Genomic DNA, 4,696 nt, shown 5'->3' on the forward strand with positions numbered 1-4,696 from the left:
CCTCATCCACACTGAAACGCGCGCGTCTCCAACAACGTGCCACGCGCGCGTTTCAGTGTGGATGAGGTGGTCGCGCTGACCCTGGACTTCTACAAGCGCAACTACATCGAGGGCCTGTTCCTTTCCAGCGGAATCATCCGCAATGCGGATTACACGATGGAGCGCTTGGTGGAAGTCGCCCGCCGGCTGCGCGAGGAACATCGCTTCGCCGGCTACATCCACCTCAAGACCATTCCCGAAGCATCGCCGGAACTGCTGGCAGCGGCCGGCCGGCACGCCGACCGTCTCTCGATCAATGTCGAACTGCCCACCGAGGCCGGATTGATGAAACTGGCTCCGGAGAAGACCGTCGGCTCGATCCGCGGCGCCATGGGCGAGCTGCGCTGGCGCATCGAGGAAGCCAAGGAGGCCGGCAAGGCATCGCGCGCGATCACCGCGGGCGCGCCGCGCCGGACGCGAGCGAAAGCCCCGCGCTTCGCACCTGCGGGGCAGAGCACGCAGATGATCGTTGGTGCCGATGGCGCCAGCGACAGGCAGATCCTCTGCAGTGCCGACAATCTGTACGGAAGTTACCGGATGCGCCGCGTCTACTACTCGGCCTTCAGCCCCATTCCCGACGCCAGTCTGCAGCTCCCGGTACAGCCGCCGCCACTGCAGCGCGAGCATCGGCTGTACCAGGCGGACTGGCTGCTGCGCTTCTATGGCTACGGCGTGGAAGAGATCACCGACACCGCGCAGGGGGGCATGCTGGATCTGGACATCGATCCGAAGATGGCCTGGGCGATCCGCCATCCCGAGCGCTTCCCGGTCGACCTCAATCGTGCGCCGAAGGAACTGCTGCTGCGGGTTCCCGGGCTCGGCGTACGCAATGTGAAACGCGTGTTGATGGCGCGCCGCCATGGCCGGCTGCGGGTGGCGGACATTGCGAGGCTGAAGGCACCGATGGGCAAGCTGCTGCCGTTCGTGCTGCTGGCTGACCACCAGCCACGCAAGGCGCTGGAGGATCCTGTGGCATTGCGTGCGCGTTTGGCGCCGCCGCCCCGCCAGGGATCGCTGTTCGATGCACCGCCGGCGGCCTGACGCCCAGCGCTGGTCGCTGCGGGTCGATCCCCCATGGTCGCTCGATGCCTGGCGGGGTGCAGCCCGCGAAGCGCTGCTGCGCGGGCTGTCGCCCGAGCAGCTGGACTGGTTGGAAAGCAGCGCCGGGTCGTTGCTGGATGCTCCTGCAGCGACCCAGGCCCCGCTTCTGGAAACGCCCTCCGTGTCACATGTGCCGAGTGCGTTCCTTGAGCTGGCCTCCACCTGCCTGTGCCATGCCGATGCGCAGCCGATGCCACTGCTGTACCGGCTGCTGTGGCGGATCGTGCACGGCGAGCGCGCGCTGCTCTCCAATCCAACCGACGCCGATGTGCTGCGCGCGATGACGATGGCGCAGGCGGTCCGCCGCGACACGCACAAGATGAAGGCGTTCGTGCGCTTCCGCGAGATCCCCGGCGAGCAGGATGCCTTCATCGCATGGTTCGAGCCGCAGCATCGGATCGTCGACCGGGTCGCGGCGTTCTTCGCACGCCGCTTCGCTGGCATGCGCTGGGCCATCCTCACCCCCTACCGGAGCGTGCACTGGGATGGCCAGGCGCTGTCCTTCGGCGCTGGCGGGCACCGCGAGCAGGCGCCGGCGGAGGACGCACGCGAGACGCTCTGGCAGACCTACTACGCAAGCATCTTCAATCCCGCACGCCTCAACACGCGGATGATGCAGCAGGAGATGCCTGCCCGGTACTGGCGGCACCTGCCCGAGGCGCAGCTGCTGCCCGGGCTGATCCGCGATGCTGGAGACCGCGTGCAGGCCATGCACGATCGTCCGGCGCAGCCACCCCAGCGGCGGATTCCATCGCGGCAGGCGACATCCCCGGTCCCCTCACCCTCCAGTGATCTGTCCACCCTGCAGCGCCAGGCAGCGGGCTGCCGGCAGTGCCCCCTGTGGGAGTCCACCACCCAGGTGGTGTTCGGTGAAGGGCCTGGCGATGCACGGGTGATGCTGGTCGGCGAACAGCCGGGCGACACCGAGGACCTGTGCGGACGCCCCTTCGCGGGACCTGCCGGCGCGCTGCTGGACCGTGCCCTCTCCGAGCTGGGTATCGCCCGCTCCACGCTGTACCTGACCAACGCAGTGAAGCATTTCCACCACGAGAGGCGCGGCAAGGTGCGCCTGCACAAACGTCCGCAGGGCCGCCATGTGCAGGCCTGCCGTCCGTGGCTGCTGGGCGAGATCGAGCGGGTGCGGCCGGAGATCATCGTGTGCCTGGGCGCAACGGCGGCGTCGGCGGTGTTCGGCAGCCATTTCAGCCTGACGCGTGATCGCGCCCGTTGGCACACCCTGCCGGATGGCACCCGTGGCTCTGCCACGGTGCATCCCGCATGGGTGTTGCGGCAGGCCGACGAGGTCCGTCGAGAAGACGCCTACCGGCTGTTCCGCGATGACCTGCGGCAGTTGCTCATCGGGGATGCGGAATCCACCGGGCGTCGCCCCGCGCTGCCACCAACCAGCGAGGGGTAGCGCCGGACCATGCCCGGCGATCGCAGCGGCAATCAGGCCGCGTCGATCTGGTTTTCGGGGCGCGCACGCTCGAATGCGTCCAGCGCCTGGCAGGCGGCTTCGATGCGGCGCAGGGTCGGATACGGCGACAGATCCAGACCAAAGCGATGTGCGTTGTACACCTGCGGCAGCAGGCAGATGTCGGCCAGGCCGGGCCGGTCGCCATAGCAGAAGGTGCCGGTGTCGCTGCTGCCGGCCAGCAGGGTTTCCAGGGCCGCAAAGCCTTCGGCGATCCACTGCAGCGTCCACTGGGTGCGGACATCGGCGGACAGGTGCAGGCCGCGTTCCAGATGCTGCATCACCCGCAGGTTGTTCAGCGGATGGATGTCGCAGGCGACCAGCTGCGCCAGTGCACGCACGCGGGCGCGGCCGGCCGCATCGGCCGGCAGCAGCGGCATCTGCGGAAAACGTTCGTCCAGATACTCCAGGATCGCCAGCGACTGGGTCAGCACCTGCCCGTCGTGCAGCAGGGTCGGCACCCGCTCCTGCGGATTGAGTACGCGATAGGCTTCGCCGTGCTGTTCACCACCGTCGCGCAGCAGATGAACCTGGCGCGCCTCCCAGCGCAGGCCCTTCAGCTCCAGGCCGATGCGCACGCGGTAGGCGGCGCTGGATCGCCAGTAGGTGTACAGCACGATGCCGTCGTCGACCGGGATCTCCATCGCCGCGTCCCTCCTCAGGGCCTGGCCGCCTGCTCGATGCGCTGCTCGATCGCACCGAAGATGCTGTTGCCGGCGGCGTCGAACATTTCAATCCGCACCACGTCGCCGAACGACATGAACGGTGTGCTCGGCTTGCCGTCGCGCAGGGTTTCCACGGTGCGCTGCTCGGCAAAGCACGACGCGCCCTTGCTGGTGTCCTCGTTGGCGATGGTGCCCGATCCCACGATGGTACCGGCGCCCAGCGGACGGGTCCTGGCCGCATGCGCGACCAGCTGGGCGAAGTTGAACTGCATGTCCACGCCTGCCTCTGGCGCACCGAACCACGCACCATTGATGTGGGTGACCAGCGGCAGGTGCACCTTGCTGTCCTGCCAGGCGTCACCCAGTTCGTCAGGGGTGACGAACACCGGCGACAGTGCCGAGCGCGGCTTGGACTGCAGGAAGCCGAAGCCCTTGGCCAGCTCGCCCGGAATCAGGTTGCGCAGCGAAACGTCGTTGACCAGACCCACCAGCTGGATGTGGCCGGCGGCCTGCTGCGGGGTGACCGCCATCGGCACGTCGTCGGTGATGACCACCAGTTCGGCCTCCAGATCGATGCCGTACTCCTCGCTGACCACCTTCACCGCGTCGCGCGGGCCGTAGAAACCGGCACTGGTGGCCTGGTACATCAGCGGGTCGGTGTAGAAGCTTTCCGGAACCTCGGCCCCGCGGGCGCGGCGGACGCGCTCGACGTGCGGCAGGTAGGCGCTGCCATCGACGAATTCATAGGCGCGCGGCAGGGGCGCCGCCAGCGTCTGCGGGTCCAGGTCGAACACGCCATCGGCGTCACCGGCGTTCAGTGATTCGTAGAGCGCGTTCAGGCGCGGTGCGACACGGCTCCAGTCCTCCAGGGCCTGCTGCAGGGTGGCCGCGATGCCGGTGGCGCGGACGCCGTGGCGCAGATCACGCGAGACGACGATCAGGGTGCCGTCGCGGCCGCCTTCCTTCAAAGAACCAAGCTTCATGGGTGGGTGTCCGGAGTCATGGGCAAACAAGTTTCAAGTGTAATCAAATATGGGGCGGCGCCAAGCTGCAGCGCCGCATCGCTCCACCCTACCGTAGCGGGGGTCAGGCAGGGCTGCGCCCTACACCTGCTTCAAGCCAGGGCAACGTCAATGGCAACAGCCGGCTCTGGGTTGTCTGCGGATTTGGCGGGGCGGTGTGGGCGGGCAGGACACGCCGTAAACCCATCCCTGGGGGCTCGATGGCGCCATCCATGGCGCCAACGGTCCTGCCCGCCCACACCGCCCCACCTTTGACAGTTTTCCGGTGACGGTCAGTAGATCCACGCCACGCGTGGATGAAATCTTCCGGATATCGAAATCCAAACGGGGGTCAGATCCGTTCCGCCAGTTCGCAGGAAACTGTCGAAGGCGGGGTGGGTCCGGTTGCGGGAGTG

3 protein-coding genes and 1 pseudogene are annotated in these 4,696 nt (G+C 67.6%); 2 read left to right on the forward strand and 2 right to left on the reverse strand.

The features are described 5' to 3' along the window. Window positions 1-21 precede the first annotated feature (21 nt). Window positions 22-1,080 (forward strand): annotated as a pseudogene (locus QMZ25_RS17985) (putative DNA modification/repair radical SAM protein); the annotation flags it as partial. Continuing rightward, window positions 1,061-2,557, forward strand: a complete 1,497-nt coding sequence (locus QMZ25_RS17990) for a UdgX family uracil-DNA binding protein (RefSeq protein WP_283220062.1) — start codon at window positions 1,061-1,063, stop codon at window positions 2,555-2,557. The pseudogene QMZ25_RS17985 and the gene QMZ25_RS17990, both read left to right, overlap by 20 nt. A gap of 32 nt (window positions 2,558-2,589) precedes the next feature. On the opposite strand, the gene maiA is transcribed toward QMZ25_RS17990, so the two are convergent. Both maiA and QMZ25_RS18000 read right to left on the reverse strand, forming a co-directional pair. After that, complete coding sequence (gene maiA, locus QMZ25_RS17995) at window positions 2,590-3,258, reverse strand: maleylacetoacetate isomerase (protein ID WP_283220063.1); 669 nt, start codon at window positions 3,256-3,258, stop codon at window positions 2,590-2,592. 14 nt (window positions 3,259-3,272) lie between these two features. Further along, on the reverse strand, window positions 3,273-4,262 hold the full coding sequence (locus QMZ25_RS18000) for a fumarylacetoacetate hydrolase family protein (protein ID WP_065175362.1): 990 nt from the start codon (window positions 4,260-4,262) through the stop codon (window positions 3,273-3,275). Between the last annotated feature and the right edge of the window lie 434 nt (window positions 4,263-4,696).

Source organism: Stenotrophomonas sp. RS-48 (assembly GCF_030053245.1).
Taxonomy (GTDB): Bacteria; Pseudomonadota; Gammaproteobacteria; order Xanthomonadales; family Xanthomonadaceae; genus Stenotrophomonas; species Stenotrophomonas maltophilia_P.